General features: G+C 45.0%; 26 protein-coding genes. 19 read left to right on the top strand and 7 right to left on the bottom strand.

Going from position 1 to position 23964, the window contains the following annotated elements; genetic code table 11:
- Positions 1–25 precede the first annotated feature (25 nt).
- The gene (locus DXN04_RS26875) at positions 26–1162 is read right to left on the bottom strand and encodes a FecR family protein (protein ID WP_116856503.1); all 1137 of its coding nucleotides are present in this window, start codon (positions 1160–1162) and stop codon (positions 26–28) included.
- Between the two features lie 161 nt (positions 1163–1323).
- Here DXN04_RS26875 and DXN04_RS26880 point away from each other — a divergent pair, with 161 nt between their 5' ends.
- On the top strand, positions 1324–1890 hold the full coding sequence (locus DXN04_RS26880) for an RNA polymerase sigma factor (protein WP_199415143.1): 567 nt from the start codon (positions 1324–1326) through the stop codon (positions 1888–1890).
- Positions 1891–2317: 427 nt separating this feature from the next.
- Here DXN04_RS26880 and DXN04_RS26885 read toward each other — a convergent pair whose 3' ends face one another.
- A complete protein-coding gene (locus DXN04_RS26885; RefSeq protein WP_116856504.1) occupies positions 2318–4720 on the bottom strand; it encodes a glycoside hydrolase family 127 protein in 2403 nt (800 codons plus the stop codon).
- Positions 4721–4798: 78 nt separating this feature from the next.
- Here DXN04_RS26885 and DXN04_RS26890 point away from each other — a divergent pair, with 78 nt between their 5' ends.
- The 7 genes from DXN04_RS26890 to DXN04_RS26920 all read left to right on the top strand — a co-directional run bounded on the left by DXN04_RS26890 (position 4799) and on the right by DXN04_RS26920 (position 10426).
- Entirely contained in the window at positions 4799–5398 is a 600-nt protein-coding gene (locus DXN04_RS26890) for a pseudouridine synthase (protein WP_116856505.1), read from the top strand.
- Between the two features lie 154 nt (positions 5399–5552).
- Positions 5553–7856 carry a family 20 glycosylhydrolase gene (locus DXN04_RS26895; RefSeq protein ID WP_116856506.1) on the top strand — a complete coding sequence of 768 codons (2304 nt, stop codon included), beginning with the start codon at positions 5553–5555 and terminating at the stop codon, positions 7854–7856.
- 90 nt (positions 7857–7946) lie between these two features.
- Positions 7947–8492: an SRPBCC domain-containing protein gene (locus tag DXN04_RS26900; RefSeq protein ID WP_233525694.1), complete on the top strand. Its 546-nt coding sequence runs from the start codon at positions 7947–7949 to the stop codon at positions 8490–8492.
- Positions 8489–8959 carry a hypothetical protein gene (locus DXN04_RS26905; protein ID WP_116856507.1) on the top strand — a complete coding sequence of 157 codons (471 nt, stop codon included), beginning with the start codon at positions 8489–8491 and terminating at the stop codon, positions 8957–8959. The genes DXN04_RS26900 and DXN04_RS26905 overlap by 4 nt, the downstream gene beginning before the upstream one ends.
- 100 nt (positions 8960–9059) lie before the next feature.
- Entirely contained in the window at positions 9060–9407 is a 348-nt protein-coding gene (locus DXN04_RS26910; RefSeq protein WP_116856508.1) for a hypothetical protein, read from the top strand.
- Between the two features lies 1 nt (position 9408).
- Complete coding sequence (locus tag DXN04_RS26915) at positions 9409–9774, top strand: hypothetical protein (protein ID WP_116856509.1); 366 nt, start codon at positions 9409–9411, stop codon at positions 9772–9774.
- A gap of 169 nt (positions 9775–9943) precedes the next feature.
- A complete protein-coding gene (locus DXN04_RS26920; RefSeq protein WP_147320072.1) occupies positions 9944–10426 on the top strand; it encodes a hypothetical protein in 483 nt (160 codons plus the stop codon).
- Between the two features lie 38 nt (positions 10427–10464).
- Here DXN04_RS26920 and DXN04_RS26925 read toward each other — a convergent pair whose 3' ends face one another.
- On the bottom strand, positions 10465–11421 hold the full coding sequence (locus DXN04_RS26925) for a DUF4421 family protein (RefSeq protein ID WP_116856511.1): 957 nt from the start codon (positions 11419–11421) through the stop codon (positions 10465–10467).
- Between the two features lie 80 nt (positions 11422–11501).
- On the opposite strand from DXN04_RS26925, the gene DXN04_RS26930 reads away from it, so the two are divergent.
- A complete protein-coding gene (locus DXN04_RS26930; RefSeq protein ID WP_116856512.1) occupies positions 11502–12059 on the top strand; it encodes a hypothetical protein in 558 nt (185 codons plus the stop codon).
- A 19-nt stretch (positions 12060–12078) separates the two neighbouring features.
- On the opposite strand, the gene DXN04_RS26935 is transcribed toward DXN04_RS26930, so the two are convergent.
- Entirely contained in the window at positions 12079–13293 is a 1215-nt protein-coding gene (locus tag DXN04_RS26935; protein WP_116856513.1) for a flavin monoamine oxidase family protein, read from the bottom strand.
- A 52-nt stretch (positions 13294–13345) separates the two neighbouring features.
- Between DXN04_RS26935 and DXN04_RS26940 the strand changes: the two genes are divergently transcribed.
- Entirely contained in the window at positions 13346–13627 is a 282-nt protein-coding gene (locus DXN04_RS26940) for a hypothetical protein (RefSeq protein ID WP_116856514.1), read from the top strand.
- On the opposite strand, the gene DXN04_RS26945 is transcribed toward DXN04_RS26940, so the two are convergent.
- The gene (locus DXN04_RS26945; protein WP_116856515.1) at positions 13624–13869 is read right to left on the bottom strand and encodes a hypothetical protein; all 246 of its coding nucleotides are present in this window, start codon (positions 13867–13869) and stop codon (positions 13624–13626) included. The genes DXN04_RS26940 and DXN04_RS26945 overlap by 4 nt on opposite strands.
- A gap of 229 nt (positions 13870–14098) precedes the next feature.
- Between DXN04_RS26945 and DXN04_RS26950 the strand changes: the two genes are divergently transcribed.
- The 4 genes from DXN04_RS26950 to DXN04_RS26965 all read left to right on the top strand — a co-directional run bounded on the left by DXN04_RS26950 (position 14099) and on the right by DXN04_RS26965 (position 16964).
- Positions 14099–14548 (top strand): hypothetical protein, encoded by a 450-nt coding sequence (locus DXN04_RS26950; protein WP_199415144.1) that lies wholly within the window; start codon positions 14099–14101, stop codon positions 14546–14548.
- A gap of 327 nt (positions 14549–14875) precedes the next feature.
- Positions 14876–15484, top strand: coding sequence for a hypothetical protein (locus DXN04_RS26955; protein ID WP_147320073.1), 609 nt, complete (start codon positions 14876–14878; stop codon positions 15482–15484).
- Positions 15471–16073 carry a hypothetical protein gene (locus tag DXN04_RS26960; RefSeq protein WP_116856517.1) on the top strand — a complete coding sequence of 201 codons (603 nt, stop codon included), beginning with the start codon at positions 15471–15473 and terminating at the stop codon, positions 16071–16073. The genes DXN04_RS26955 and DXN04_RS26960 overlap by 14 nt, the downstream gene beginning before the upstream one ends.
- Before the next feature lie 144 nt (positions 16074–16217).
- Complete coding sequence (locus DXN04_RS26965; RefSeq protein ID WP_116856518.1) at positions 16218–16964, top strand: SGNH/GDSL hydrolase family protein; 747 nt, start codon at positions 16218–16220, stop codon at positions 16962–16964.
- On the opposite strand, the gene DXN04_RS26970 is transcribed toward DXN04_RS26965, so the two are convergent.
- On the bottom strand, positions 16957–17400 hold the full coding sequence (locus DXN04_RS26970) for a YqgE/AlgH family protein (protein ID WP_116856519.1): 444 nt from the start codon (positions 17398–17400) through the stop codon (positions 16957–16959). The two genes, DXN04_RS26965 and DXN04_RS26970, sit on opposite strands and share 8 nt — an antisense overlap.
- A 93-nt stretch (positions 17401–17493) precedes the next feature.
- On the opposite strand from DXN04_RS26970, the gene DXN04_RS26975 reads away from it, so the two are divergent.
- The 5 genes from DXN04_RS26975 (at position 17494) to DXN04_RS26995 (ending at position 22872) form a co-directional block, all read left to right on the top strand.
- Entirely contained in the window at positions 17494–18351 is an 858-nt protein-coding gene (locus DXN04_RS26975; protein ID WP_116856520.1) for an NmrA family NAD(P)-binding protein, read from the top strand.
- A gap of 8 nt (positions 18352–18359) precedes the next feature.
- Entirely contained in the window at positions 18360–19265 is a 906-nt protein-coding gene (locus DXN04_RS26980) for a helix-turn-helix domain-containing protein (protein ID WP_116856521.1), read from the top strand.
- A gap of 297 nt (positions 19266–19562) precedes the next feature.
- On the top strand, positions 19563–21644 hold the full coding sequence (locus tag DXN04_RS26985) for a GxGYxYP domain-containing protein (RefSeq protein WP_116856522.1): 2082 nt from the start codon (positions 19563–19565) through the stop codon (positions 21642–21644).
- A gap of 291 nt (positions 21645–21935) precedes the next feature.
- On the top strand, positions 21936–22232 hold the full coding sequence (locus DXN04_RS26990; RefSeq protein ID WP_147320074.1) for a hypothetical protein: 297 nt from the start codon (positions 21936–21938) through the stop codon (positions 22230–22232).
- 190 nt (positions 22233–22422) lie between these two features.
- Entirely contained in the window at positions 22423–22872 is a 450-nt protein-coding gene (locus DXN04_RS26995; protein ID WP_116856524.1) for a hypothetical protein, read from the top strand.
- A gap of 368 nt (positions 22873–23240) precedes the next feature.
- Here the strand turns inward: DXN04_RS26995 and DXN04_RS27000 are convergent, their stop codons facing one another.
- A complete protein-coding gene (locus DXN04_RS27000; RefSeq protein ID WP_116856525.1) occupies positions 23241–23939 on the bottom strand; it encodes a RibD family protein in 699 nt (232 codons plus the stop codon).
- Positions 23940–23964 lie beyond the last annotated feature (25 nt).

Genomic DNA, 23964 nt, shown 5'->3' on the forward strand with positions numbered 1-23964 from the left:
TTGTAGTAATTTTTAAAGGATGATGTTAAGGTAATACCGTCAGTTCTCTTCCCTGAATCCTGAAGTGAATGGTGCCGGTGAGTTCAATCATGCTGAGTACTTCCGAAATATTATCAAAACGTGAAATGGTGCCGGAAAAGATTTTTCCCGTCATGTCGCCTTGGTAATTTACCCTTACGTCATACCAGCGTGCAAGTTTTCGCATAATGCTTTGTATGTTTTCATGGTCAAAAGTAAAGAAGCCGTTTTTCCAGGCTATTGCTTCTTCTAAGTTTGCTTTGCAGGTGGTGATCTGACTGATAGAATCAGTGATCTGTGCCTGCATTCCGGGCCTGAGTAATTGTTCACCGGAGCGATTGTTCACTTTGACAGCGCCCTGCAGGAGGGTTACTTTGCTCTTCGCCTCGTCTTTATAAGCCATGACGTTGAAGTGGGTACCCAGTACAGTGATGGTGTTGCCGTTGAAGTTTACCTTAAATGGTTTGGATTCGTCTTTAGCAATTTCGAAATATACTTCCCCGCTTATTTCCACTGTCCTTTCATTGTTCCTGAAGGTGGTTGGGAATCGTAGGGATGAGGTGGCATTGAGCCATGCTTTGGTGCCATCTTCGAGTACGATCTGGTATTGCCCGCCGGTGGGGGTAGAGATCGTGCTCCAGGATGTTGCGTTTGTACCAGTTCTGTCGTTATATTCTATTAGTCCATTCTGAACCTGTTTAATTGTTACACCGTTTTTTGTAGTCAGTGAACCTGCACCTGCGCTATCGAGCGTAATCGTGGAGCCGTCTGCCAGGGTCAGGATAGCTTTGTTACTGCCGGGCGTTACCTTGTTTGCAGCAAGGGTTTTAGGCGCTGCCGGGGGCAGTTTTGAGTTATTCTTATAGATGGATGAAAAGAGGATGACGAGGCCTGTTACGGCTGCGGCTGCTGTGAGAATGGTGGTCAGTGTCCTGATTTTGGTTCGCCTTTTGGGCCTGATGTCCTTTTCGAGCAGTGCGTGTAATTCTTCTTCTATTTCGGCTTTGTCACCCATTTCAGCTTGCCAGGGGTGTTCTTCCGCTTCTATCTGGTCGGTATATTCCAGCAGTCGTTGTTTTTCATCGGCTGTAATGGTGCCTGATATCAGTTTTTCGTATAGCAAAAAGAATTCCCGTGGAGTCATTTGTTTGATTTATAGGTATCTTATAATACTTGAGACCTTTTTGGGCCCGCACACACATAAAATTCATAATTTTTTTTTGCCGGCAGGCGGGGCCGAGAAAAAAATAAATAATCTCAGCCAAAGTGCTACCTTTATTCCACACTACGTTATGTCCATTTAACATGTCCTTAGGCCATATATCAGACCACGAACTTTGGGAGTCCATATTAAGGGGGGATCAGGCGGCTTTTTCTTACTTCTTTAAGAAGCATTGGCAGTCGGTGTATACAACTGTATTTTTCCAATTAAAAGACAGGGAAGTCAGTAAAGAAATCACCCACGACATTTTCCTGAACATCTGGTTAAAGAGAGAACATCTGGAAATACTATCATTCTCGGCGTACCTGAAAGCGGCGGGTAGGTATCATGTGTACAGGCATCTGAAGAAAGAAAAAATCAAACCTGTTGCATTTAACGAGGAGCTGGGCTTGCTGGAAGATTATGCATGTGAGAACGAAGGTGACCAGCAGTTGTCGCGACAGGAGCTGGAGAATAATGTAGACGAGGTAGTAAGGGCATTGCCCAAGCGATGCAGGGAGGTGTTTATCCTGAGCAGACAGGAACATTTGTCCAATGATCAGATAGCAGGGCGGCTGGGAATCTCAAAACGTACCGTTGAGAACCAGATTACCTACGCACTGCAACATTTAAGAACGATGTTGAAAGTGATCTCTATATTTTTGTTTTAGAAGATGCTGTTGTAAATTTTGTCCTGCATTGTATCGTGATGTTCCAGTCTTGTGAATATGTAAATTTTAGGTTCAGTCTTAATCCTGCATAAGCCAGGTATTTATTATAATCAACTTCTTTTTGGTGCCTGCATACTGGATGAGTGCATCCAGTTTCATACAATTTCCTCCCGGCAATGGTTTCACACATAGCCTGGAATTCTCTTTCTGTAGATTCCTTTGTAGCTGCTGGTAATACGTTTTATACTGGCCAGGCATCACATTGTCCGGCGATTTCCTGTTTTTTTAGCCTATTTTACTTGCAGGTGGGGCATCGGTTGTATCAAAAGTAAAATTCCCGGATTTTAATCCGGGTACCTGAAGGAGAGAATTTTTGTTTATGAAATTCTCAATGTCTTCAGGTTACTTTTGATACAGCCTTTTTTAGTTATTGTACATTCCATTCATGGATACCTGATGAATTATCTTTTGGTAATTGTACTACCAGCCTTAAAGCAGTGGTGTTCACCGGTTCAAAAGTGACGCTGTTGTATTTGTCTTTTGCAATTTCGTAAGGTGTCTTATTTACTACAGGTACCCAATCATCACCTTTCCTGTAATAGAGTTTCCAGCTGGCCGGAATTCGGCATCCCCCAAATGGCCCGTCATCATACCAGTATACTTTAGATCCTGAAATCGTATAGGTCTGGTCAAAATCATATTGCACCCATTCAAGCGTATCGTGCTTTGGCCACCAATGGAGGTAGAGCGCACTGTTGTCATGGGCATCTGCCGGATCGTATTGATCATTCAGAGCCATGAACATGCGTTTGTTTTTGATGCTGGCACTCACAGTAGCTTTAGAGGCAATGGTAGGAGCGGGCTTAGGTCTGGCAGCAGAGGCTTCGTAAGGGATCCATACAGCCATTTCGGAAGGTCCCCGGTTAGCCCATGCGTAATAGGGAATGGCGGTGACTGTTTGTTGGGATGTGATCAATGCATCGCTGTTTAACTGGCGGCTGGATGAACTGCCTTCCATTTGTAACACCGTGACACCATTCAAGAAATCAGGTTTGTATGCGGCGGTAATGGCGGCGTTTTTGTCGACCACAATATTTTGCACAGTCGCATCTTTATTGTCAGGTCCTTCCAGGCAATACATGATAGGACCCCGTTCCAGCGCAAAGCGTTTTTTGTCAGCTGCTACCTGGTCATTGGCGATGATCTTTTGTACGCTCATTGGCAGGGAGAGACTCACTTTATCACCTGCTTTCCAGCTTCGCTGCATCACCGCATAGCCTTTTTCCATTTTGTAGGTAGCAGGTTTGCCATTCAGCAGGATAGTGTATTTCGCTAAGCCGGCACTGTCTGCGTCGCGGTATAAGTCGCCCGGTACAGGCGTACCTTTTGCCCATTCAGGAATACGGATGTGGAGGGCGAAGGTAGCCGCCTTCGCAGGTTTTACAGCTATCTCTACCTGTCCATCCCATGGGTAATTGGTGGTTTGTGTGATCTGTACTTTACTTACAGGCAATTTGATCGTCGCCGTATTGCCAGCAAATAAATTTATATAGAGGTTGTTTTGGTTCTGTGCATAAATATACCCCGGCATAGAAGGCAGGAACCTTGTCATATTTGAAATACAACAGGCACAGCCAAACCATGCACTTCGCTGATGCTGGCCCATAGATGCCAATGGATTCGGATAAAAGAACCGGTCACCGGAAAGTGATACACCAGATAATAATCCATTGTATAAAGTCCGCTCCAATACATCAATGTACTTTGCATCGCCATGTAGGAGGAACATCCTGCTATTCCAATATACATTTGCTATTGCTGCACAGGTCTCGGCATACGCACTCATATTCGGCAGCTCATATGCCTGGCCGAATGCTTCCCCATTGCCGGTAGCGCCAATACCTCCCGTGATGTAGAGCTTCTTTTCCACCACATCATGCCAGATGTCATCTATCGCATGCAGGTACTGCTGATCACCTGTCAGCGCAGCTACATCCGCCATGCCGGTGTACATATAAGTCGCTCTTACTGCATGGCCTTTTGCTTCATGCTGGTCTACCACTTTGGTGAATGACTGGTTATATTCACCGCTATAGGGTGAACCCGGGCCGCGTACATCTAAGAAGAATTTCGCAAGATGGAGATAAGCTGTATCCCCGGTTACACGGTATAATTTAGTCAATCCTGTTTCTACGATCTGGTGCCCCGGCCATTTTTCTTCTTTGCCATAGCCGAAAGTTTTAACTAAGAGGTCTGCGTTTTTAATGGCAATATTCAATAAAGTCTTTTTACCTGTCGCCTGGTAATGTGCTACTGCTGCTTCGTACAAATGTCCTGCATTATACAACTCATGACTCAGGTCTTCCTCCATTTCCCAGCGCTTTGTACCTATCCATGGATGCGGGTGTGCGGCATGCACGGTGCGGAAAGTATATAAATATCCATCCTTCTCCTGTGCCGCCCCGATGATTGCAATCAGGGAATCAAGGTATTTTTCCAGCTCGGGGTTCTTCTTCACCTGCAGGCCATAGGAAGCTCCTTCAATCACTTTATAAAGGTCGGTATCATCAAAAGTATATTCCGTCATAGAATCGCCCGGTATGGTATGGGCCGCACGCCTGAAGTTGTCGATACGCCCGGTTTTGCGGCATTGCTCCAGGGTATATGGAATCGTTACCTCTGCATTCGTCCTGATCTTAGGTGCCCAGAAATGGTCAGTTACCTGTACCTGTGTAAAGGCTACAGGTTGTATGGGATAATCTTTTTTCACCTGTGCCTGAAGGCTGGTACAGCATCCAATCGTTGCGATGATGAGTGTCTTTATCTTCATAGGGATGAAATTATTGATTCCCCCGGGAATGGGTTAAATAGATATTAATCAGATTTGCCTGTATATTAGCAGAATTTTATGTACCGCTATTTTATTATTAACAAACCTTACGACATGGTCTCGCAGTTCGTCAGCCCTGACAAAGTACATCTTTTGGGCGAACTGGATTATGACTTTCCTGAAGGCATTCATGCCGTAGGCAGACTCGACAACCATTCTGAAGGACTCCTGATCCTTACTACCAATAAAAAAATCACCCGTTTATTATTCGAAAGTGAACAACCTCACAAACGTACCTACCTGGTAATGGTCAGTAAGATCATGAGCCAGGAGGCGCTGGAAAAGCTCCGTAATGGGGTAACTATCCGGATCAAAGGCGGGGTGGATTATGTAACACCGCCCTGCGATGTGCAGATCGTTGAAAAACCGGCAAACGTAGGTCCCAGGGCCCACGACCTGAAGGAGTACCTACCCAGGACCTGGATCACCATTACCCTCACGGAAGGGAAATTTCACCAGGTGAGAAAGATGACGGCAGCTGTGGGACACCAGACGAAAAGGCTGATTCGTATATCAATTGAGGACTTGCTGCTGGGAGACCTGCAACCGGGGCAGGTAAAGGAAATGGGAGAGGAGGAGATTTTCAGGTTATTGAACATTGCAGATGTGGAGGTGTAATGAATAAACCGGCAGACGAGGGGAATTTAAAATAACAGGATTTGTTATGACCGGCTCCCGCTAAAATTACTGCATAATTTAGCAAGATCGCATCAGTTTGGTCCCGATATTCTTGGTACTTTGCTGGCTTCCTTATCATGCTTAAAAGTTAATTATGTTGAAAAAAAGTGCACTGGTACTGGGTGTTTTGTTACTCTTCAAGGTAACACAGGCCCAGGATGCCGCATCTTCCCGTTACGGAATCATTCCTTATCCGCAACAGCTGGTGCCACAGGCAGGAGAATTTGTCATTACCACCAAAACGAAACTGGTAGTACCGGCCGGAAAAACTTTCAGCAATGAAGCTGCACAGTTACAGGCACTCATTAAGCAGGGCTTAGGCCAGGCACTGCCTGCCGGCACCAAAGCAGGTGCAGGTACCATCGTACTGACACAGGATGATCAGCTGGCCGGTGAAGAGGACTATACCTTGCAGATCAGCACGCAGCAGATCCAGGTAGGTGCTAAAACTCCTACCGGTATGTTCCGCGCTATTCAAACCCTTCGTCAGCTGATGCCCGTGGCCGTAGAAGGTACTACGACCAAACTGACTAAAATTGCCATCCCGGCTGCAAACATCACCGACCATCCTGCCTATGGCTGGCGTGGTATGCATTTGGATGTATCCCGTCACTTTTTCTCTATCGACTATCTTAAGAAATTTATCAATGTACTGGCTTTGTACAAGATGAATAAATTTCATCTTCACCTGACGGATGACCAGGGCTGGCGTATTGAAATTAAAAAATATCCTTTGCTGACAGAACGTGGTGCATGGCGTGAATGGAACAACCAGGATTCCGCCTGTATGGAGAAAGCCAAAACCAACCCGGATATGGCTATCGATGCTTCCCACATCATTCACAAAGATGGCAAAACGCTGTACGGCGGCTTCTATACCCAGGCCCAGATGAAGGACCTGATTGCCTATGCCGCAGCACGCCATGTCGAAATCATCCCCGAAATCGATATGCCGGGGCATATGATGGCGGCTATCAGGGAATACCCTTTCCTGAGTTGCCAGGGTGGTGTAAAATGGGGTAAATTATTTACGACTCCTATCTGTCCCTGTAAGGAAACGACCTTTGAATTTGCGGAGAATGTATTCACTGAAATCGCGGCTTTGTTCCCTTCCCAATACATTCACCTGGGTGCAGATGAAGTGGACAAGTCTACCTGGGAGCACTTTGATGGTGTACAGGAGTTCATGAAAGAGCATCATATCAAAGACGTAGATGAACTGCAGAGTTATTTCGTGAAGAGAATGGAGAAGTTCTTCAATTCAAAAGGAAAGAAACTAATCGGCTGGGATGAGATCCTGGAAGGTGGCGTGAGCCCTACTGCCATGGTCATGTACTGGAGAAGCTGGGTACCTTCAGCGCCTATACATGCTGCTAAGAATGGTAACTACGTGATCATGACTCCTGGTAACCCACTGTATTTCGATGGCATTCCCGACAGGAACTCTATTGCTAACGTATACAACTTTGAACCGGTACCTAAGGGGCTGACTGCTGCAGAAGGTAAATTCATCATCGGTGCACAGGCAAATATCTGGACGGAAATGATCCCTTCCGAAAAGCGTGCAGACTTTATGTATATGCCGCGTATGACAGCGTTGGCTGAAGTATTGTGGACACATCAGGCAGATTTCGATGGCTATTCCCGTCGCCTGATGACGCAATATAAAAGGCTGGATGTAATGAAAGTAAACTACCGCATGCCTGACCTGGATGGATTTACAGAAGAAAACGTATTTGTAGGGAAGACCAAACTGAACATTGCAAAGCCATCTCCCGAAATGATCATCCGCTATACCACGGATGGTACAGCGCCTACTGTAAAATCACCTGAATTGCCGGCTGATTATATTATCCCGGGCAAGATCTCCCTGCGCATTGCAGCCTTTAAGCCAAACGGTGTACATGGTGAGATTTATACACTGAACTATAAGCCCCAGACCTTCTTCAAACCTACCGAAATAAGTGGTTTGCAGCAGGGGCTGAAACTGGATTATTTCAATGGTGCCTACAAGGGTGTTACTACCCTGAAAGAGGCGGGCGATAGTACGGGCTTTGTAAATAATGTGATTATGCCTGATAGCATGGGGCATGGAGGCAAACCATTTGGTGCTATCCTGAAAGGCTATATCAATGTACCGGAGACAGCGATCTATAGCTTCTTCCTTACCGCTGATGATGGTGCGAACCTGTATATAGATGGCGAGAAAGTAGTAGACAATGATGGCTGGCATGCACCATTGCAGAAGAGCGGACAGATTGCGCTGCAGAAAGGGCTGCATCCGATAGAAGTGAAGTTTGTGGAAGGCGGTGGCGGTTACACGCTGAAGCTTGAATACAGGGTGAATGGTGGTAAGATCGGTCGACTGCCGGACGAGTGGTTGCAGGTAGCAAAATAAATATAGAAACGGGTAGCCTAACAGCTGCCCGTTTTTTTTACATTGCTGAAGAATGAGCCCGTCTGGACCTTTCACGGCACAGCTGACGATATGGTCGATTTCGGGGGCACTGCCCGCCTGGTAGAGAGTCTGGGAGCCTGTGGCGGACATTTGAAATTTACACTATTGGAGGAGGAGGGGGCATGTGATTCAGTATTTGTTTGCAAAACCTGCGCTATACGAGTGGTTATTGCAACAGAAAAAGTAGTTTTGCAGGATATGAAGGATTACAAAAAGCACTTTATCGTGCCGGCACCTCCTGAGGAGCTGTACAAGGCATTGACCAATCAATATACTATCCAGTTATGGTCCGGCGAACCTGCCGAGATGTCTACCGAGCCGGGAACAGAATTTTCCCTCTGGGGCGATAGTATAGTGGGTATGAACCTGGAGTTTGAAGAAGATAAGAAGATCGTACAGGAATGGTACTTTGGTGACCAGCCGGAAGATTCTATAGTAACCATTATCCTGCATCCCAGCAAGAAAGGAACGGATGTGGAACTGAAGCACACGAATATTCCTGACGAGGCTTTTGAGGATATCGTAAATGGTTGGAATGAGGCTTATTTCGGAGCATTGATTGATTTCTATTCATGAAGCCAGCCAGTATCAGTGAATTGAAAAAGGAATTGCAGGCACTGCCACCAGCGAGACTGATGGAGGTATGCCTGCGCCTGGCAAAGTTTAAGAATGACAACAAGGAATTGCTGTCTTACCTGCTTTTTGAAGAGGGCGATTTGCAGGGCTATATAGCAGCTGTAAAACTGGAGATGGATGAGGCCTTTGCCGCTCAGCCTAAGACGAATCTTTACTATGTAAAAAAGTACCTGAGGAAGATCCTGAGAGGTGTCAGCAAGCAAATAAAATATACGGGATCAAAGGTGGCGGAAATAGAATTGCTGTTGTACTTCCTGCTGAAGATCAAAAAAGCAGGAATCAAAGTAGGGGAGAGTCCGGCTTTGACAACCATTTACCTGGGGCAGATCAAAAAGATAAAAAAGGCCATCGAGAGTCAGCATGAGGACTTGCAATACGAATACACAAAAGAATTAGAAAAGTTATAGATTGATTAGCAGGCACTTGCCTGCTTTTTTATTCTCTGGTAAGTATTAAACTTTCAGAATATTTTGAAAATACAATATTCTATCTTAGGTTTGTACTGTTATGAATATCCTTGCATACATCATCTATTTGTTGATCACTTACCTGGTTACTGTCAGGGTAGGTTTTCTCTTCTTCAGGAATGGCCGCTTATATATTCTGGGCTTATTGAAGGGCGATGGATCCCTGACGGACTTCATTAACAAAATCTTGCTGGTGGGTTATTACCTGGTGAACCTGGGCTATGCGGCATTGATGATCAGTTGCTGGAGCGAGGTGCATACCTGGCTGGAATTGCTGACGAGCATTATCACGATGACGGGCAGGATTTTGCTCACATTGGCGGTCATGCATTATATCAATATGGGCGTGATTTTACTGATTAAATATCATCACTTTAAAACCTTATAATATGAACTTCATTGCTTATCTCATTTATCTCCCATTGGTAATTTTGGTGACATGGTATGTAGCACATACGCTTTTCAAAAACGGACGTGTATTTATGCTCGACATTTTTCACGGCAGGGAGGATATAGCAGTAGCTACGAATAAATTGTTTGAGACGGGCTTTTACCTGCTGAACCTGGGCTTTGCCTTTTATATCATGGAAATCAGCCAGGTAGTGGTTACGAAACGTAGCCTGATGGAGGTATTGAGTGTGAAGATCGGGGGATTTTGTATTTACCTGGGAGTGATGTTGTTCTTTAACCTATATTTATTTTTCAGGGGCAGAAGGAATGCAAAACGTACGGTTCCGCCTTTGATTATTAAGTAAACGTTGCCCGCATATGAAATTTTATTTCCTGTACTTATGCCTGTTAGCCGCAGTGGTGCAAAGCGCAGACGAGGATATTCAGATTGTTAACGCTTTGCTAAAATCTTCTGACCATTAAATCTTTCCTTTAAACCCGGGTCTAAGTACTATAAAAAGAAAAGGAGGAGTCATGAAAAAGATAATAATTGCGTTGACGATGACAGTAATGGCCACAGGTGCCTTTGCCATGGGTCCCGGACATGGCGGCGGTGGCTGGCATGGTGGCGGTCGTACTACCATCATTTATGGTGGCGGATTTTACAGCCCGTTTTATTCACCATTTGGCTGGGGATTTGGATACGGTTATCCTTACCCGTACTATGCAGCGCCTTACAGACCTTCCAGGCTCGATATGCAGGTGATGGACATTAAAAATGACTATTCAGACAGAATTGCTTCAGTAAAAATGGACAAGGACCTGAGTCGTAAAGAAAGGAGACAGGAAATAAGGCAGCTGAAGAGAGAACGTGACCAGGCAGTGTATGATGCCAAGAGGAATTATTACAAGCAGGGTATGCAGCGCAGACAGCAGCAGATGCAGCAGTCACAGCCTCAGACCCAGCAACAGCAGCAGTCACAGCCTCAGACCCAGCCGGAAACACAACAGCAATAAAATCGATTTTAAAAAGCCGCAAGCAATTGCGGCTTTTTTTATAAGATACCGAGGATCTTTTTGGGCAGGTGTGCAAAGCGGTAACCCACTGTCAGACTCAGGTTCCAGTCCGTACGATGCATGTCTTTTACCAACAGGTTGGTATTCAGATTCTCCCAGGAGGTGTTGAGATAAGCATAGTATTTTTCACCATTATAGCCTGCATTGATCCATCCCTGGATATCGGTGACCGTTTGCAGTCCGGTATTGTTCATATTTAATTCATGCAAGGCACCGGCACCCATTACCACCGCAGGGGCTATCATCCACTTATGATTGCCGGTTACAAAATTGTAGGTGTAACCACCTTTAAAGACCAGGGAGAGCCAGGAGGGATTAGAAGAAAGTAAATTATAAGTCAGCGAATCTGAAATAAGGTGCGGGGTAGGTTTCTTCCACCTGATCTGGTGCCAGAGTGGGGTAGCGACCATGAATATTGACCCGGCGGATTGCAATTGCTGTTCAGAAAAGGAAGAAGCCGCTTTGTAAGAATACTTTTTGTGATTGGTATAATAGTAGAGGTCCAGGCCGGCATTGGTGAAGTCGATTCCCTGGAAGGCTTCGTAGCCCCTGTGATCATGTTCGGGGATCAGTAAACCGTTGTATGCATTATAAAACGGTTCTACGCTCACCGCATGACTGCCGAACTGCATCCTGATAAGGCGATAATGATACTTTGCTTTATTGTCCAGTTCTGTACCGGGCAGGTTGACAGAGTATTGCAGGTAAAGCCATTTGTAACTCACATCGCCTCCCAGGTAACCGCTGCTGTTTACTGCCAGCTTATAATTACTTTGCCTGTGCCGGTGTGTACGGAATTTAAAGGTGGTACTATAGGTACCCCCATAAAGCTCAACCATATTTTTCCGTGCAAATGACTCTATATAGGCCGAGTCTGTTTTTTGAGCGTAAAGAGTTGTAGGTATTATAAGTAACAGCAAAAAATAACGCCACATGATTTTAGAACAACAGGAATCAGTAAAAGGTTTTTTGCTAAAAAATGTTTAAGTTTCTACCCGATTTTAACAACTAAACTATGAAATTAAAACTCAGACATTGTCTGCTGGCATTTATAGCCCTGCCAGCCTTCGGACAAAAATCGAATTTTCACTTTGTGAGCAGCAAGGCTCAACAGATCAATATTAATAAAGGAACCATTTTCGTAAATGGTAACCGTGCTTTTCTGCTGAGTAATGGCGCTGAGTTTTTAGATAGCAGGCGCAATAAGCTCATTGAAAACGGAGGCAATGTATTTTTATTTCTGGAAGTAAACCGCAGTGCGGACGTTAAAGATCTGATAATTTTCAGCGTGAATAATTCCAGCGTGGATTCTATTGCAAACGTGGTGTCTTCCGATATCAGGGATTATGACCATGACCAGAACCTGGAAGTGGGAGGGGCGTACACAGTAGCGCCTTATCCGTCCGCCGATTCAGTGTATTATGTGCCTTACATTTATTATGAAATTGTGAAGGGCAGAGTAGTGCTGGATGAGGAATACAATGAAAAGATCAATAAAAAGAAATACGGTGTGTGGCTGAAGGATTTAATCGTGGATAGGAAGTATAAGGTGATACCAAAGCCGAAGCATTAATCTTATTGAAAAGCCTTCCTTAAGGAAGGCTTTTTATTTTGTTGGCAATTTCTCTTCCGTTGTGCAGGGCGGCTTCTACTGTGCCGGGACTATCCCCACTGTAAAGGGCTTCGCCGGCAAAGAAAATGGTACCTGCTACCGGCGTAGTCAATACTGATTTGGCCTCTTCTGAGAAAGGCATTCCGTAGGAATAACCACCATGTATAGCTTGTTCTGCCGACCAGTCATGAACGTAGCCCTGCTCCAGCAGGTCCGCAATATCAGGGACATTAAATATTTTAGCCAGGGCCCCGAGCGCCTTATCCAACAGGTCTCCCTGTGTCTTTTCTGCCTTTGGCCCTCCCAGCCACCCGGTCAGCAATAAACTATCTTCAGACTGTGTCCACCAAACTGGCACAGCTTCATCACTCAATATAAACCCGACATCCCTTTTCCAGAAAGCCTGTTTGAATAGCAGGTTGAATTTGATCACCGTACCCCAGCCGATCTGTTTTGCCGCTGCGGTATATGCGGGCAATGCCGGGCTGAATTGGATGCTTTCGTTTTGAAGAATATTGATAGGAACAGTAATGAGGACCTGGTGAGCGGTGTATGCCTGGTCCTGGGTTTTTATAAGCACCTTACCTGGCTCCCAGGCAATACTTTGCACCGTTTGATTGGGGATGAGATGAATCCCTTTGCCCAGGTAATTGATCAGCGAAGAATAGCCCTGATCAATCCTGTAATTAGTGCCCTGTTCCAATGTCCATTCATCATACAGGTATTTTACACTTACCTTATCCAATGGGGCAAGGTCATAGCCTTCTACATAGCCCTGTACATGACCGCGTAGTGTCGCATATTTGTCAGCAGGGTAATACTGATCCAGCAATTGCTGCATGGTCGTGCTTTCTGGTGCCTTGCTCATGTGATCGAGCAGCTTATCCCAGTCTTCAATCCATGCTTCTTCCTGTTTGAGTTCACCATTTTCAGCAAGGTACATTTCGCCGTTGATGGGGTGATAAGTAATGCCCGCTTCTTTCAACAATGAGAGTGTAACGGGCAGTTCACCATGCACAAATTCAGCGCCGGTTTCAATGTGAATACCGGGAGCAGGGTAGTGGGTCGTTGTTCTGCCACCTGCCTGTGGCCGTGCTTCCAGTACGGTGACTTTATATTGAGCGGAGAGTTCTTTGGCTGCAATAAGGCCGGCGGCACCGGCACCTACGATGATGATTTCTTTTTGTGCTGACATATTGTAAATGTAAGATTTTCGAAGAATAAACGTTATAGGGGAAATTCACCTTATGAAGGCTTTATTGCTGACTGTCTGCGCTGTATTCCTGTACTGTGGGGTATTCTCCTGTAGCATGTTTAAGATCACTCTTCAGGGAAAAACGATGGTAGGTAATAATGAAGATGCGTGGCGGACCGGGTCGGCCATCTGGTTTGAAACCGGCAGGGAAGGAGGGATAGGCGGCCAGGCATATAATGCATGGAGGTGGTTCTCTAAATGTATATTTATAGTGAATGTAGTTGTTTACCTGGTTTTATTGATAGCAGGGTTGTATTGGCATATGTTCATTTAACAATGATTTGGCAGGGGAATATTATTGACATCGATGAGGGCATCCAGCCTTAATACCACACCATTTTCCAGGCGCATATATTCCACTTTTTCCAGCACGAACAGGTCTGCAATGCGGGATGATACTTCCTGTACCTGGCCGTCTTCTGATTTGAAGCGGATCAGGCAGATAGTGCGCATAGTTGCCCAGGCTTCAAGACGGTCATAGTAATCGCAATTGATGGGTTGATAGGTGTTGCTCATTGAATAAAGGTAAGTTTTTTACAAACACTAATTCTTCAGAAAAGCCGGGCATAGTGGCTTCATAAAATGCAAGTCTTTGTTAAATTTTAAATTTTCCATGCCTGCGTGTAACATTTCCTGGCCTTGATCCCTGTCAGCTATTGTATTGACAAATTATAACATTTTATAAAGAAATGCTATGGTTGGAGCTTTTTATCTTTACACCACATTACCCTAATCAACTGTATATATGTGTCGATATGGATATTCCGTATACAAGCCATACTATGCTTGTTTTAAATGCCGCAAGACCTTTAAAAGGCGTATTTCTGAAGACTGTTCCTGTTCCGGAACGGGGGGGCATGCACATGCAAAACTGGCTAAATGCCCTGATTGCGGGGAGCTGATGGCTGATATGGGCATGGACTTTGAAGCCCCCGGGAAGGGCAAAATCAAAGCATGGGAACACCTGCGTTTATTGTATTCAGTAGGCATTGCATTTCACTCGTGCGGATGCTCCGGGCCTGGCTATGTCCCTAACACGAAAGAAGGATTAATTACGCACCTGAATGGCCTGATTACCATTTACAATGGTGAATTGCAACAGCTGCGACAGGAAACCAACAGGGAAAGAGAAGAGGCCAAAGGCTATTGGATGGGGAAGATCAAATTGTTAGAGCAGCGGATCTCACTGCTTTAACCTGACTACTGTTACCTGACAGTTTGTTAATTCTGCCGCAACTATCTCACTGATTTCATTCCAATTACCCCCAGCAAGACCAGCCCCGATCAAAGGCATGCCGATATGAGCGTCTTTGAACCGGCTGTTTATTGCCTGCATGCAATGCCTGAATGCAATTGGGTCGAAAGGGCGTTTTGCCCCGGGTAGATGTATTCAGTATAGGCGTTAATGATAGTCTGCGTGGCATCCGGAAGGGGCATAGGCCAATTTTTTTGGTGAAAAATGGAAATGGATACCAAGCCTAAATTTTGTAAATTAGTAGAAGGGACCTAAAACCCTTATGCTATGACCCGACTGCTATTATTGCTTTTGTTAATGCCAGTTAGCCATTTATCCGCCCAAAATGCTGATACTGCCTATAATAAAGCTGTTAAATTTTACTTCGCAAAGCAATATGATAGTTCATTTACCTATTGTCACCTGGCGCGTACCATGGTGAAAGGGAATGAGCGTCATGCTATCTGTGAGATACTCAGTACTATTCATTTTGAACGTGGGGCCTATGATTCTTCCCTGCATTACATTACCCTCGCAGACAAGAAATATCCTTATCAACACTTTTGCGGGAACGAAAAAGAAAGCAGGCAGTTATTTATTGCCATGCGCTACGCTGCTATTTATGATCATTATGGAGATTCTGCCCAGGTACTGAAAGTGCTGTTGCCGGTTGCCTGCTTTGATCTCGTCAATAATGGAGATGCCGTGAGAAAAATAGCCTCACTGCTGAAAGATAAAGAAGGTATAAAGGCCGCCCTGGATGATGCGATCGCCCATATGTATGTCAAAAAGAAAGTACATTACATCCGTTTTATGGATACAGTCATACCGGTAGATATGGAAGAAGGTATCGTTGACAGTCATTTTTATAAAGCACTGGCCGATGGCATGGAATAAATATTACGTATTTGTGAAAGGGGCAGGAGTGAAGGAAGTAGAACCGCTCCTATTAAAAGACCTCATCCCTGAAAAGGAAGTAAATCTCTTTGATACCAATAAACCCAAGACCCTTTTTGCAGGAGAATATAATGGCTGCCTGCTCATAGTAGAAAAAGACCTGCCTTTTGAGTTTTTCAATGCAGCATTGGGAAAAAGGGCACAGGCGCTGCTAGCCCTGTTCCCGGAAGCAGAAATAGGTGCTTTGTTGCAGAACGCCACCGTGGGGCAGTATGGTTATACTGTGATCAAAGCAGGGAAACGCATTCGTACCAAACATGGCTCTGAAGAAGAAGTGTATTTTGAGTTCGGTACGCCATTGGAAGAAGAACAGGAATCACCCGATGAACCATTATTTGAAGAAGAGGAGCTGGAAGATATGAGGGAAGACGGCTTATCAGAAAAGGAAATCAGGGAAATCATCCGCTTTGAAAGGGACTTTAGGGTACCGGGAAAACTGGTCAAAAGATACCTGGGGGTGATCTTTAATGAACTGGATCCCACTGAGGTGAAACTGACCCGGTACGAGAGGGGGGTAGAAGAGTTGTAGAGACTGCTTCCAGGACTGTTTTCCAGGTGATCGTGATTAAAAATTACTAATACATATATTTTGATGATAAATTAATTTTAATCGCAATACTGTATGGCATAAAAGTGTGAACTGCGGTGTGAATAGCAGTGATACCTTTACTGCGTGAAACGTTACCTATACACCTGCATCACGCTGGCGACATTTTTCTTTGCGTGTGGTAAAAGTGAGAATGCTGACATCAAAGGCCCCGGGACTAACCCTTCTACACCTGGCAACCCGGTCTCCACTAAACCAGATTCCGCCAACATTGTTATTATTGGCTCTTCTACTGCCGCGGGCATGGGAGCAAGTCCGGCTGACTCCTCCTGGGTAAACAGGTTAAAACTGGGGACTAAGGAGAATAAGCGGATCCTGACTTACTACAACCTGGGCATTGTAGGTCTGACTACTTATCAGGGCATTCCGAAGAGCTTTACAAAATCTGGCCGTCCGGCTACAGATACATTACATAATATTACTGCGGCGCTCTCGTTTCGCCCTTCGCTGGTGATCATGTCATATCCTACAAATGATGTGGCGAATGATTATACAGATGATGAGATCCTGGACAATTTCAGGGAAATGATTCGTTTGCTGGATTCAGCGAAAGTGAAGTATATAATATTCGGTACCCAGCCGAGAAACTTCCCGGATGCAGCTTACAGGTTGCGCTTAAAGACGCTGAATGAGAAGATGACCACAGCTTTTGGAGCGCAATTCAGCAATGTCTATGATACACTTGCTGCTGAAAATGGAACTATCAAAACTGCATTCGCATATGGAGATGGCATCCATTTAAATAATACAGGGCATAATATCTTGTATCATATGATAGCGGCGCATGCAGTGTTCCAGGAGGTGATTAAGTAAATAATACTTCTGAATCAGTGACTGTCCAGCTGCCTTCTGCAATTTCAGCTTCCAGTTCTCCCTGGTCCCAACCACAATAACCAATAAATATTTTAATATCCTGTCCTGTAAGGACACGTTTATTGATCTGTGCTACGGCGGTTTTAAAATCTCCGCCGTAGTACAGCTTTTCTGTAACAGGCGTACCACCAGGCACCAGGTCTGGTCGTTGATGCACAAAGAACAGGTGCTCCTGGTCTACAGGCCCGCCTTCATACAAAGGAAAAGGAAGCCCATGCCTGAATTCTTCCAGTTCGGTAAGCCCTCTTGGAAATTGCCTGTTGACAATAAATCCCATTGCCCCCTTTGCATTATACTCCGTAATGAAGATCACCGCTTTCTCAAATATGCTGTCATCCAGTAGCGAACTGGCGTGTATGAATTGCCCTGCTTTCATCCTCTAAAGTTACAGGATTTGGATACAAGTAGACCGTTTTTGGCTACGTACAGCTTTTTGCATGCCCCTACATTTGTATAAAATTACAAGCACATGAAAATCATTGTAACAGGATCATTAGGGAATATCAGCAAGCCACTCACCGTTTCATTAGTAGCGAAAGGACACGATGTAACAGTGATCAGCAGCGATGCTGCAAAAGCAACAGCCATCACTGACCTGGGTGCCAGACCGGCTATTGGAAGTCTGGAAGATGCCGCATTCCTTGTTCAGACATTTGCAGGTGCAGATGCTGTATACTGTATGATCCCTTTTAGTATGACGGAGCCTGACCAGTTTGGATACTTTGCCCGCACCGCCGGTAACTATGTGCAGGCCATCACAAGCAATCATATAAAGCGCGTGATCAACCTGAGCGGCTGGGCGGCAGAAGTGATCAAAGACCAAAATACAGAAAGCTTTTTTAATCAGCTATCCGGAGTGGCAGTGACCCATTTAAGACCGGGTACATTCTATACCAATTTTTATAATTTCATTGGCATGATTAAAAGCCATGGCATGATCATGTCTAACTATGGCGGCGATGATTTGGTCGCCTTTGTGGCACCTGAAGACATTGCCGATGTGGTAGTGGAGGAACTGGAAACACCTGCAACAGCGGGCATCAAAATACGCTATGTAGCCAGCGAAGAACTCACCTGCAACGAAGCCGCTCACATCATTGGTACAGCTATCGGGAAACCGGATCTGCAATGGCCCGCATTGCCTCCGGAACAGGTACAGGAGGGAATGGAAAGGATGGGTATGCCAAAGGAACTGGCAGCTATACTGGTAGCAATGCTGGCCGCAGTGCATGCAGGGGAAGTCCAGAAAAAGTATTTTGAAAACCGCCCTGTGCTGGGAAAGAGAAAGTTGAAGGATTTTGCAGCCATATTTGCCGCAGCTTATTAAATTTGAATATGCAACCTTATAGAGTAAAATCCATCAGCGAATTGCACCAGCTAAGGAACCTGCCGATGACAGGTCATCCCTTGATCAGCGTGGTGCAATTCGATGCTATTAAAGAGATACCGGTTTTTGAACCTAAGGTATTGGTACCTGATTTTTACATGATTGCCCTGAAGCAAAACTTTACAAAAGGGGTGAAGGTGAAGTATGGGCAAACGGAGTATGATTTTGATGCAGGTATCTTATCTTTTATGGCTCCCGGGCAATTGTTCGGTATGGAGGTCAACCAGCAGTCCCTGATCGATGCAAAGGGATGGATGATGATGGTACATCCTGATTTTCTCTGGAATACTCCGCTGGCGAAAAAGATGCGGCAGTACGCATTTTTTGATTATGCAGTGAATGAAGCCTTGTTCCTCTCTGAAAAGGAAGAAACGAACGTGATGCACCTGGTGAATAATATACAGCAGGAGATCCATGCTAACATAGATCCCTTTAGTCACAATATTATTATCTCTTTGCTGGAAGCACTATTGAATTATTCAGAACGCTTTTATCAAAGGCAGTTTTTGACCAGAAGAAAGACCAGTCATCAATTACTGGAGCAACTGGATACTTTGCTGGAGGAGCATTTTACAACTGTAGGTCCATTGCCAACGGTGAGTAATATAGCGGGTCAGCTGCATGTTTCTGCAGATTATTTAAGCGGGATGCTGAAGGCGCTGACAGGGTTAAATACGCAGCAGCTGATACATGAAAAACTGATAGAGAAGGCGAAGGTCCAGTTGTCTACCACTACATTGACAGTGAGTGAGATTGCATACCAACTTGGCTTTGAACATCCGCAATCGTTTAGTAAATTATTTAAAACAAAGACGAATTTATCTCCACTGGAATTCCGTCAATCCTTTTCTTAATAATACCTGGTTAGCGGCTGCTGGCTCCTTCCTGCCTGCACAGAAGCATCTCTTTTGCTGAGGCAAAAGAGATGCTTTCCTGTTGTTTCATTGTTATAATTCCAAAACATCATTTCATTGAATTTCAATCTATTAAATCCTTTTAGCGTCCAACCATTTTCAATCATATTTTGCAATTCACTTTTAATACGTACTTTTATTTCGTTCACGTTGAAAATGACCCAGAGAGTACTTAGTGTCCATTAAAGACCCTTCATTAGAAGGGACACGTTATCATTCATATTTAATAGTTCACCTATGATCAAACCCGGTAACCCGACTGTAAAGATCGCAGCAGCACTGTCGTTGCTACTGATGCCGTTTTGCGCCATGCCCTCAATGGCCCAAACCACCTGGCCTCAAGGCCAATTGCTTCCATCATTTCCTGCTACAGCACAAACGCAGGACCTGATCATTCTTCGCGAAACTTCCACCAAATGGGAAGGCGAAGGCTCCTCATTGGGTCATAAGACAGGCCGCCTGGAAACCGACGGCTGGCTTTGCCAGGTCGGCATTGATGCCGCCAACGACCATATGATTTATGGTCCTTATGACAACACTATTCCCGCAGGTGCCAATGTAGCGGAGTTCCGTATGAAGACGGACAACAACACCGCGAACAATGATCCTGTCGTGGACATTGATGTTCGAAATGCCACTACAGGTGTAGTGCTCGCATCACAAACCATTACCCGTACCATGTTCTCAGTAGCGGGTAGTTACGTTTCATTCACTTTGCCCTTTACCATGCCGGCAGACAACCAGTCGATCGAACTGCGTGTATACTGGCGGGGTACAGCCTACACCAAAGTGGATTATGTAGCCGTACAGCAGAATAACTCTTCTGCAGAAATGTATTTGTTCTCATCATTAAAAGGTATTGTCAACAAGACACAACCGCGTATCTTCTCCTACGAAGGAGATGCTTTTGCTGAAGGGCAGTACACCTGGCTCAACTCCCTTGGACTGGGCTACAATGAGGTGTCTGACAAGTATAGCCTTATTACAAAGTACCGTAGCGAAATTGCCGGTTTGATCGTGTATGATCCTTCGCAGATTCATACTGTGAACCTGGCTACCATGCTTGCAAAAGGTAAGAATGCGCTGATAGCTTCACCATCGCTCTTATCCAAATTGCAGGCAGCACCTTACAACCTCCCGATCTTAATGGATCTGCGTGGCGTGTATAGCAGCAAGATGGCAGTATACCAGGCTATGTACAATACTTACTGGCCAAATGCTGACAAGCGTTTATTGATTGGCTTAAATCCTGATGTACACAAAGCCGCATTGCGTGAATATGCGACCGCTATTGGTGCAGCTACGATCTGGCTGGATCCTGATATCGCTGAGGAAAGCACCCTGCTGAACAGCTTCCTGGCTTCCATGCCTGCCGGTGCCAACTTCATGGGCTGGTGGCCAAATGAAGCACCTGGTGTGCAGAGAACATCTACCTATGGGATCACTACCATTGCGAGTGACTGGGCTACCAACCTCACCGTGCATTCGGGGATGCCAAGAACAGTCAACCTGAAGCCAGCTCCGCAAAAACCTGCATTGCAGAATAAGATCTACGTGGCTTTCATATTGAGTGACGGTGACAACCTGCAATACGTAGAGCACCTGATGCGTAAACTCTGGAATGATCCGGGACGTGGCCAGGTACCAATGGGCTGGACGCTTTCCCCGGCCATGCTGGACGCAATGCCGGGTGCATTGAATTATTACTGGCAGTCATCAACAGACAATGATAACCTGATCAGTGGCCCTTCCGGTTATGGTTATACCTATCCTAACAGCTGGGACCAGGCAAAGCTGAACCAGTTTGTGGCAAAGACCGAAGATTATAACAAGCGTGCAGGTTTCAGAGTAGTGACCATCTGGAATACTATTACTGGTGGTATCAACCAGAATGTAGGGCAGACCTTTGCTACCTATGCACCTTCGCTGTTAGGTATGACTGCTCAGAATACCAATGGTGGCTTAACCATCTATAACAACTCACTGCCCGGTATGGCACTGAATTGTAACTATTGTACAACAGAGCAGACCATCAAGGATAACATTGCCTCCGCAGCTGCCGGCTGGAATGGAACATCTCCCAGGTTTATCATAATTCAGGCACAGCCATGGCAGGGGGTTACACCTACCAGCTTTAAGAATGCGGCAAATGCGCTGAATGCTGATTATGTGGTGGTAAGGCCGGATCATATTTTCCAGTTGATTCGTGAAGCAAATGGATTAGCGGTTGATTCAGCAAGCAGTAATTTGTTTAAGTTGTCGACGGCTATGGGAGCAACGGTTCCTGCACAACAGCAGTCCGTAATCTCTTGTAAGTAATTTCTTTTCACCTCTTAATAACTCACGAAAAAGTTTCTTCTGCAATTATGTGGGAGGAACTTTTTCGATTAGGATTTTATTACCGTAAACGAATCAACATTTAATTCCCCATTTCTTTTATTGAAAGTACTGAAACCATTGACTGTAAATGGTTTTAGGTTACTTTGGCTTTACTTCCCTCCAGGAAAAATAATCCAAAACTTAAGCTGATTTTAATATTTTTCAATTTACATCTTTTGTATCTTTAGCAGGAAATAACCCTCTATTTGTTAATCATTAAAGACAACCCACATGAGAAACACGAAAGCTCTCTTGTCCCTTTCTCTTTTCGCAATGTTCTTATTGTTCAGCACATTTACTCCTGTTGCAAAAGCGGTAAAGCAGCCTGAAGCCAAAATTGTGAACTATGCCTGGTACTCACCAGATGGTACCTTTGTAGCATGGAGCACACTGGCGAATGCATTGGTAGTAAGCGAAGGCGATCTCAATCCTGTTAACGGTACTGCGGTTGCTTATGGCTGGACTGGTGGCGGTCCTGGTTTGCCTCCTTCAGGTACACTGATGTATACGATATATACACATCCGTAGGAAGGCATTCCAAAAACTTTCATCCGCATCACCCGATCTTCATCCCGTGACACGAATGATTGATGTAATCATTGAAACCGCATTTCTTCGAAAAGAAGGAATGCGGTACTTTTGTATAGATGGTTGATGAAATCAAAACCGGAAACACCTTAAGTTAACCCTTATTGAATCATTTATTTTAAACCCCATTATGAGTACATTTTCGACTTTTGAAGTCCCCTTCACAAATTTTTCCTGTGAGTATTTTGAATTGCCGGCGAGCTATCCTGTACAGCCATTTGATGACCAGGAGTTGCAGCCCGCAACTTACAACCAGATTAAAGAGCAGGCAGGTTATCTTACAGTCTTACTGCCATTGCCAGGCAACCTGGGTGTAACCCTGCCTGATACACTGGAAATCAGTACCGATGAAGAGGGGGTGATTTACAATCTTAGTCTTTCGCTGAATCATGAAGAGAGCCTGGATGATAATGGCCGGCTGGCGATGATTTCATTGTCGGTAGATTTTCCTGACATAGTTAGTACGGAAGGGAAGTGGCAGATATTGGTATCTGCACCTGCCGCTGCTGGTGGTGAGGTGAGCATCCTGGACAGGAAGTTGGGGAAAGTAGTGATGGATTCTAATATCCTGCCTACCTGATATTGGCGTGAGAAATTTGAAAAGCCGCATTCCTGGTTAGGATGCGGCTTTTTTATGCTGGAATGATTGTTTATTTCCGGAAACACAATTTCTTAGTTCAGCCAGGCTGGTTAATTATTCTGGCACTTGAACTTTTATTTCCTGGTATTAAATTTTTTAATTCAGTTAGCTGGGAAAATTTTCCCGGTACCTGAACTCTTATTCCGGATATTAAATTTTTAACTCTAATTAACCGGGCTAATTATTCCCGGCAACTAAACTCCTATTTCCGGGTATTAAATTTCTTAATTCAGTTACCAGGGCAAATGATTCCCGGCACCTGAATCCTTTTTAAATTTCCGGTCGCTTCCTGCCTATGTTATTTACGGCTACAATTTGTACGTCAACCACAACACATCGTCCTCAATCCGCTTCACCTCTTCCAATTTTAGCAGCGCAGCATCAAACTTCTTAGCCGCCGGATCTATCTCAAACATCGCGGGATGCTCCGGATTGCCATCCACAACCGGCAAGAGCAGGTGATGGTACTCATCAATCAGCCCTTCGTTCAGGAAGCTTCCATTCAGATGGCCGCCACCCTCCACCATGAGGATTTTTATATTGAACAGAGTGAACAGCTTCTCAAGTACCACGTGCAGATCAATCTCCGCTATACCGCCAAAGATGTAAGAAACACCAATATCCTGCAGATGTGCCAGGTATGCATCCGATACTCCTTCCGTCAATACAGTAATGACGTGGTCGCCGTGCATCTCCGGTTTCTCCCAGCCTAATTTTCCATGCGCGTCAACAGCGATGGCAAAAGATCCCGCATCGGGGTTCGCCACAAAATCTGTACGGTCAAGGTGGTGCGTACCCGGTTTGTACACCGGACTGGCAAAGTTCGTAAAGTCTTTCTCCATCGTAGTACGGCCCACAATCCATGCATTGTTCCCAATGATGTTATGCACTTCTTCAAATTTACCCCTTAGCTTATCCATCTGCGGGTGATCGCCCCATTTATCACCCAGGATCTTACCATCGAGGGTGGTCATCATCAGACAAATAGTATTTGGTCTTTTTTTCATATTTTTTAGTTCCTTGTAAGTTTTT

Source organism: Chitinophaga silvisoli (assembly GCF_003412465.1).
In the GTDB taxonomy this organism is placed as follows: Bacteria; Bacteroidota; Bacteroidia; order Chitinophagales; family Chitinophagaceae; genus Chitinophaga; species Chitinophaga silvisoli.

Bases quoted from the DNA above. Each gene is read 5' to 3' on its own strand.
- DXN04_RS26885 (WP_116856504.1), bottom strand. From the start codon at position 4,720: ATGAAGATAAAGACACTCATCATCGCAACGATTGGATGCTGTACCAGC.
- DXN04_RS27000 (WP_116856525.1), bottom strand. From the start codon at position 23,939: ATGAAAAAAAGACCAAATACTATTTGTCTGATGATGACCACCCTCGAT.
- DXN04_RS26945 (WP_116856515.1), bottom strand. From the start codon at position 13,869: ATGAGCAACACCTATCAACCCATCAATTGCGATTACTATGACCGTCTT.
- DXN04_RS26910 (WP_116856508.1), top strand. From the start codon at position 9,060: ATGAATATCCTTGCATACATCATCTATTTGTTGATCACTTACCTGGTT.
- DXN04_RS26975 (WP_116856520.1), top strand. From the start codon at position 17,494: ATGAAAATCATTGTAACAGGATCATTAGGGAATATCAGCAAGCCACTC.
- DXN04_RS26980 (WP_116856521.1), top strand. From the start codon at position 18,360: ATGCAACCTTATAGAGTAAAATCCATCAGCGAATTGCACCAGCTAAGG.
- DXN04_RS26930 (WP_116856512.1), top strand. From the start codon at position 11,502: ATGAAATTAAAACTCAGACATTGTCTGCTGGCATTTATAGCCCTGCCA.
- DXN04_RS26935 (WP_116856513.1), bottom strand. From the start codon at position 13,293: ATGTCAGCACAAAAAGAAATCATCATCGTAGGTGCCGGTGCCGCCGGC.
- DXN04_RS26925 (WP_116856511.1), bottom strand. From the start codon at position 11,421: ATGTGGCGTTATTTTTTGCTGTTACTTATAATACCTACAACTCTTTAC.
- DXN04_RS26875 (WP_116856503.1), bottom strand. From the start codon at position 1,162: ATGACTCCACGGGAATTCTTTTTGCTATACGAAAAACTGATATCAGGC.
- DXN04_RS26880 (WP_199415143.1), top strand. From the start codon at position 1,324: ATGTCCTTAGGCCATATATCAGACCACGAACTTTGGGAGTCCATATTA.
- DXN04_RS26940 (WP_116856514.1), top strand. From the start codon at position 13,346: ATGAAGGCTTTATTGCTGACTGTCTGCGCTGTATTCCTGTACTGTGGG.
- DXN04_RS26890 (WP_116856505.1), top strand. From the start codon at position 4,799: ATGTACCGCTATTTTATTATTAACAAACCTTACGACATGGTCTCGCAG.
- DXN04_RS26960 (WP_116856517.1), top strand. From the start codon at position 15,471: ATGGCATGGAATAAATATTACGTATTTGTGAAAGGGGCAGGAGTGAAG.
- DXN04_RS26955 (WP_147320073.1), top strand. From the start codon at position 14,876: ATGACCCGACTGCTATTATTGCTTTTGTTAATGCCAGTTAGCCATTTA.
- DXN04_RS26920 (WP_147320072.1), top strand. From the start codon at position 9,944: ATGAAAAAGATAATAATTGCGTTGACGATGACAGTAATGGCCACAGGT.
- DXN04_RS26995 (WP_116856524.1), top strand. From the start codon at position 22,423: ATGAGTACATTTTCGACTTTTGAAGTCCCCTTCACAAATTTTTCCTGT.
- DXN04_RS26900 (WP_233525694.1), top strand. From the start codon at position 7,947: ATGGTCGATTTCGGGGGCACTGCCCGCCTGGTAGAGAGTCTGGGAGCC.
- DXN04_RS26970 (WP_116856519.1), bottom strand. From the start codon at position 17,400: ATGAAAGCAGGGCAATTCATACACGCCAGTTCGCTACTGGATGACAGC.
- DXN04_RS26985 (WP_116856522.1), top strand. From the start codon at position 19,563: ATGATCAAACCCGGTAACCCGACTGTAAAGATCGCAGCAGCACTGTCG.
- DXN04_RS26905 (WP_116856507.1), top strand. From the start codon at position 8,489: ATGAAGCCAGCCAGTATCAGTGAATTGAAAAAGGAATTGCAGGCACTG.
- DXN04_RS26950 (WP_199415144.1), top strand. From the start codon at position 14,099: ATGTGTCGATATGGATATTCCGTATACAAGCCATACTATGCTTGTTTT.
- DXN04_RS26915 (WP_116856509.1), top strand. From the start codon at position 9,409: ATGAACTTCATTGCTTATCTCATTTATCTCCCATTGGTAATTTTGGTG.
- DXN04_RS26895 (WP_116856506.1), top strand. From the start codon at position 5,553: ATGTTGAAAAAAAGTGCACTGGTACTGGGTGTTTTGTTACTCTTCAAG.
- DXN04_RS26990 (WP_147320074.1), top strand. From the start codon at position 21,936: ATGAGAAACACGAAAGCTCTCTTGTCCCTTTCTCTTTTCGCAATGTTC.